Origin of the sequence: Mycobacterium sp. E136 (assembly GCF_001666865.1) — a bacterium.
Lineage (GTDB): Bacteria > Actinomycetota > Actinomycetes > Mycobacteriales > Mycobacteriaceae > Mycobacterium.
On record NZ_LZJE01000162.1, the window covers coordinates 1 to 4,528 of the forward strand.

Here is a 4,528-nt window from a genome sequence, read left to right on the forward strand (position 1 = left end):
TGCGGCGCCTTGTATTTGTCCGACCAGATGCCGAACACCCAGTGAAAGAATGGACCCGTCGCGGCCTCTTCGCGGAAACCGGGGTTGGCGTCGAGGACCTGCTGCAGCCAGTGCCGGTGCTGGAAGATCGTTCCGGCGTAGCGGCCGTCGCCGATGGCCTGGTTGATCTGCGTACTGTCGCCGAGCCCGACGGCGCCGACCTTCACGTCGTAGTCCGGCGCGATGTTCTCGGCGATGTACTCGATGATCAGCTTCTCGGCCGGATTCGAGTCGAGGTAGACGACATCAAGCGTGGCGCCGGCGGTCTCATTGGGTGACGCGGTGCCGCTGGTGCGCGCGATGATGAACACGGCGACGACGGCGGCCACCACGACTGCTCCGATCAACAGGAACGGCCACCGGCGTCGCTTCGCGATGGTGAACCCATGTGGCTGTGATTCGGTGACCGAGACAGACTCGTCGATGCTCATGTGTCCGAAAGTCTGGGCGGCAGATCGCGCAAAGCCCATGGTTTCGATCAGGCTGAACATCATTGGCATCGATTCACCGTGAGCGCAAAGGTGTCGGTCCGCACAACGCATTTGGCAGCGTGAACCCAACGGCGATGACGCCTGCGCATCTTCCCCTCCACTAGGACCTTCATGATCGAGCTGACCGACCTGACCAAGATCTACGGAACCGGCGAGCACCGCACCGTCGTGCTCGACCGCATCAACTTCCGCGTCGAGGCCGGCGAGATCCTCGCCGTCGTCGGCCCCAGCGGGGCGGGCAAAAGCACTCTCGCGCAATGCATCAACCTGTTGACGCTGCCGACGTCGGGTGCCGTCGTCGTCAACGGTGAAGACCTCACCACACTGTCATCGCAGAAGCTGCGCGTCGCGCGCCGACGGATCGGCACGGTGTTCCAGTCGTCGGGGCTGTTCGAACGCCGCACCGCGGCCGAGAATGTCGCGCTGCCGCTGGAGTACCTCGGTGTCACGGCCGCCGAAACGCGCAAGCGCGTCGCCGAACTGCTCGACCGCGTGGGCCTGACGTCACGCGCCAACCACTACCCGTTCCAGCTGTCAGGGGGTCAGCGACAGCGAGTCGGGATTGCGCGGGCGTTGGCGCTGCGTCCGTCGGTGCTGCTGTCCGACGAGGCGACGGCCGGTTTGGACCCGACGACCACGGCGTCGGTCGTCGACCTGCTGCGCGAACTGCGCGACGACCTGAACCTGTCCATCGTGTTCATCACCCACGAGATGGACACCGTGCTGAAGATCGCCGACTCGGTGGCCCGCTTGGATCACGGCAGCATCGTCGAATCGGGCCGGTTGGTCGATCTGCTCACAGACCCAGACTCCGGCCTCGGCGCGGAACTGCGCCCGCAAGGCGTCGCCGCGGGCGCGGCAACAGGGCAGCGGGTGTGGCAGGTCGTGTACGACGCGCCAGATGTGCCGTCGGACTGGATCGCCCGCGCGTCGGCGGATCTCGGTGCGCCGTTGTCGGTGTTGGGCGCATCGGTGCAGGAGGTCGGTGGGGTGACCGTCGGCAGCGCGACGCTGGGCATCGCGGACGGTCTCAGCGCGCGGGTACCGGACGTGCTGGGGCGCTACGGCTTGGCGACGACGAGCGGCGTGCACGTCGGCGAGCTGGAGGGTGTGGCGTGACCGAGACCGTCTTGGCTAGCGCCAAGGTCCCGTTCAACGAGCTGTCCGCCCTGCTGTTTCCGGCCCTGCTCGACACGCTGATCATGGTCGGCATCGTGATGACGATCGTGGTGCTGGTCGGCGTCCCGCTGGGCGCACTGGTGCACAACCTGGCGCCGGACGGACTGTTCGAAAACCCGACCCTGCACACGGTTTTGAGCTGGATCATCAGCGTCGGCCGGTCCTTGCCGTTCCTGATCCTGATGGCCGCGATCATGCCGTTCACCCACTTCGTCACGGGCACGAACATCGGTATCGCCGCCGCGGTGGTGCCGATGTCGTTGGCCGGCATCGCGTTCTTCACCAGGATCGTCGAGAACTCGCTGCGCTCGGTGCCGCCGTCGGTGGTGCAGGTGGCGCGCGCGTCGGGCGGGTCGCGGCTGCAGATCATCCACACCGCGCAGATCAACGAGGCGGTGCCGTCGATCCTCGGCGGCTTGACCATCAACGTCATCGCGATGATCGAGTACTCCGCGATCGCGGGGACCATCGGTGCGGGCGGAATCGGTTACGTCGCAGTGACATACGGCTACCAGCGCTTCGATCAGGGCGTCATGCTCGCCACGATCGTCATCCTGGTCATCACCGTCGCCGCGGTGCAGTTGATCGGCGATGCGCTTGTCCGGTTCACCACTCCGCATGCGCAGGTGCGCGCGGCGACAGCCTGAGAGGAAGGCATGGCAACGACAACGACGCCGGTCGATGGCGACCACGGATTTGAGCTCGAGCGCAGACCGAAGTGGGTGTGGATCGCGTTGAGCCTCGTCCTCGTCGTGGCGCTCATCATCGCCGCGCGGTTCGTGTTCTTCTGCAAAGCGCAGTCTCCGAACGAGATTGCGGGCGCGACGCTCGTCGTCGCCACCAACGAGGGCAACGCGGCCGAGCAGGCGCTGATCGAGTACATCGCCCGAGAGGTCGCGCCCAGGCACGGGATCACGGTGGCGTTCCGCGGGCTGGCGGACAGCAACACGATCAACCGTGCGGTCAGCGACGGTGAGGTGGCCGGCACCATTTACCAGCACAAGCTGTGGCTCGGCCAGGTACTCGAGGCCAACCCCGACTTCCGCGAGGAGGCGGCGACGCCGGTGTTCCGGTGGGGCTTCGGCATCTGGTCCGACAAGTACACCGACCCCGCGCAGCTGCCGGACGGGGCGAATGTGTCGCTGTACTCCGACCCGGCGAACGAGGCGCAGGGGCTGTGGCTACTGGAGCGGGCGGGGCTCATCACGCTCGACCCCGCGGTCGACAAGTGGACTGCGACGCAGAAGGACATCGTCGCCAACCCGAAGAACCTGAAGTTCACGCTGCTCGATCTCGGCGCCCAGCCCCGCGCGTTGCGCGACCTCGACGCGATCGTCGGGTATGCGGAGTCGTTCCTGGCGGCGGGCGTCCCGGAGGACAAGCTGATCTTCGCGCCGACGTCGCCCGACGAGTTCGCCTCGGTGTTGACCGTCGGCAGCGATTACGTCGACACCGAAAACATCCAGAACCTCATCAAGGCGTTCGAGGACCCGCGGGTGCAGACCTACATCGCCAACGATCCCGAGGTGAAAAAACTGGCACTGCCCGGTGATCCGGCATGACCGAGCGGGAGCTGCACCTCGGCGTCAACGTGCTGTCCGACGGGATGCACCCGGCGGCGTGGCAACATCCCAGCGCGGACCCGAACTGGTTCGCCGACCCGTCGTACTGGATCGAGGTCGCACGAATCGCCGAGCGCGGCACGCTGGATGCGTTGTTTCTGGCCGACAGCCCGTCGCTGTTCCAGCCGCCGGACGCGCCATTGACGGCGCCGCCGCTTGCGTTGGACCCGATCGTTCTGCTGTCGACGCTGGCGTCGGTCACCACCCATCTCGGGCTGATCGGCACGGTATCGACGTCGTTCGAGGAGCCGTACAACATTGCGCGTCGGTTCGCGACACTGGATCACCTGAGCCGCGGGCGGGTCGCGTGGAACGTCGTCACCAGCAGTGACCCGTACGCGTGGAACAACTTCGGCCACGGGCACGAGGTCTCCGGTCAGCCGGACCGGCGCGACCGATACCGGCGCGCAGCAGAGTTCATCGATGTAGTTCGCGCGCTGTGGGATTCGTGGGACGACGACGCGGTGCTCGCCGACAAGGAGTCAGGGGCCTTCAGCAGGGTCGGCGCGATTCACACGATCGAGCATCGCGGCGAGTTCTTCAGCGTCGACGGGCCACTGACATTGCCCCGGTCGCCGCAGGGGCATCCGGTGTTGTTCCAAGCCGGCGGGTCGACGGGCGGGCTGGATCTGGCGGCGAAGTACGCCGACGGGGTGTTCGCAGCGCAGGCGTCGTTGCAGGATGCCTTACGCAACGCAGCTGAATTACGTTCGCGCAGTGCGGCGTACGGGCGGCCAAGGGATGCGATCCGGATCATGCCGGGGCTGTCGTTCGTGCTGGGCAGCACGTTCGAGGAGGCGCGGCGGCGCAACGAAGAGCTGAACGAGCTGGCAGGGGAGCGTCGGCTGGCGCATCTGGCGTCGCAGCTGTCGGTCGACCCGTCGGAGCTGTCGTGGGACAAGCCGCTTCCGCAGTATCTGCTCGACGAGGCGGTGACCGATCACGGATCGCAGGGCGCCCGCGACATCGTGGTGAACCTGGCGCGTCGGGAGAACCTGACGGTGCGGGAGCTGCTCGACCGGGTGATCACCTGGCATCGGTTGGTGATCGGCGGGCCAGAGCAGATCGCCGACGCGATCGAGGAGTGGTTCGTCGCGGGGGCGGTCGACGGGTTCAACCTGATGCCCGACGTGTTCCCCTCCGGGCTCGAGCTGTTCGTCGACCACGTCGTGCCGATCCTGCGCGAGCGCGGGCTGT

Annotated in this window: 4 protein-coding genes and 1 pseudogene; 4 read left to right on the forward strand and 1 reads right to left on the reverse strand. The window is 66.6% G+C overall.

What is annotated here, in order from left to right; genetic code table 11:
* Positions 1-539: pseudogene (locus A5698_RS10815) on the reverse strand (MetQ/NlpA family ABC transporter substrate-binding protein); the annotation flags it as partial.
* 102 nt (positions 540-641) lie between these two features.
* On the opposite strand from A5698_RS10815, the gene A5698_RS10820 reads away from it, so the two are divergent.
* The 4 genes from A5698_RS10820 to A5698_RS10835 form a co-directional block, all read left to right on the forward strand.
* A complete protein-coding gene (locus tag A5698_RS10820) occupies positions 642-1,649 on the forward strand; it encodes a methionine ABC transporter ATP-binding protein (protein ID WP_068296295.1) in 1,008 nt (335 codons plus the stop codon).
* Positions 1,646-2,356: a methionine ABC transporter permease gene (locus A5698_RS10825; RefSeq protein WP_068296299.1), complete on the forward strand. Its 711-nt coding sequence runs from the start codon at positions 1,646-1,648 to the stop codon at positions 2,354-2,356. Before A5698_RS10820 ends, A5698_RS10825 begins: the two co-directional genes overlap by 4 nt.
* 9 nt (positions 2,357-2,365) lie before the next feature.
* The gene (locus tag A5698_RS10830) at positions 2,366-3,271 is read left to right on the forward strand and encodes a MetQ/NlpA family ABC transporter substrate-binding protein (RefSeq protein WP_068296302.1); all 906 of its coding nucleotides are present in this window, start codon (positions 2,366-2,368) and stop codon (positions 3,269-3,271) included.
* Positions 3,268-4,528 (forward strand): LLM class flavin-dependent oxidoreductase (locus tag A5698_RS10835; protein ID WP_068296305.1); only part of this gene is annotated, 1,261 nt, incomplete at its 3' end. The genes A5698_RS10830 and A5698_RS10835, both read left to right, overlap by 4 nt.